The sequence below is a fragment of the Rubidibacter lacunae KORDI 51-2 genome, assembly GCF_000473895.1.
In the GTDB taxonomy this organism is placed as follows: Bacteria; Cyanobacteriota; Cyanobacteriia; order Cyanobacteriales; family Rubidibacteraceae; genus Rubidibacter; species Rubidibacter lacunae.
The window spans coordinates 1-780 of sequence record NZ_ASSJ01000080.1 but is presented as its reverse complement, the minus strand read 5'-3'; the positions used below and the strand labels follow the sequence as shown (position 1 = coordinate 780).

Below are 780 nucleotides of genomic sequence, written 5' to 3'. Positions count from 1 at the left end.
ATCATGCCCCGGCCTTGGTGCAGCTGCTGCAACAGGAGAAGCAGGAGTGGCGCCTCCACCAGCAACTGCGCAAGCTCGACCGCTTTGATTTATTGGTGCTCGACGACTTGGGCTACGTCCGGAAGTCGGAGGCCGAGACCTCCGTGCTGTTCGAGCTGATTGCCCACCGTTACGAGCGCCGGAGTTTGGTACTGACCGCCAATCAACCCTTCAGTCGGTGGGACGAGATCTTTGCGGATTCGATGATGACAGTGGCGGCCGTGGACCGATCGATCCACCACGCAATCATTGTCGAGATTAACGCGTAGAGCTTTCGCAAGCAGGCGGCGGCGCGGAGAAACTCGTCGTCGTGACGGGTCGCGCGCTGGTGTGCTCTGCATTGGGTGAGCACTGGTCTCTCGCCACCTGACCTCGGGCTGGCCGCAGCCACCAGGCTGGGTAGATGACTCAACGAACACCGCTGCCGATCCGGGGTTGTCGTTACGATCCGGTAACCACAAAACGACAGTCACCTCGCCAATCTCTGTCGTTTTTCCCGTCTAAGCCCTTGACATCTGACAAAATCTGAGGAACAAAGATCAAGGAAGGGAATTTGGGCGATTAGTCTCCAAGGTGATAACAACGCCCCGTCCATCCCATATCCTTCAATTTTTCTTTACAAGTCTCTGTTCTCTCTTTGAATACTTCATTTTTTTTGCAGATGCCTTCTTGCCTTCAAGGCTATAGCGTTATGGTTGGGCGCTTGCAGCCTATTTCGGAGAAAAACTGGAAGCCGCCTGG

At 55.3% G+C, this 780-nt stretch carries 1 protein-coding gene; it reads left to right on the top strand.

Features of this window, described 5'->3' with window-relative positions:
- The coding region (locus tag KR51_RS14935; RefSeq protein ID WP_022608921.1) for an ATP-binding protein at nucleotides 1-308 on the top strand (308 nt) is incomplete at its 5' end.
- Nucleotides 309-780 lie beyond the last annotated feature (472 nt).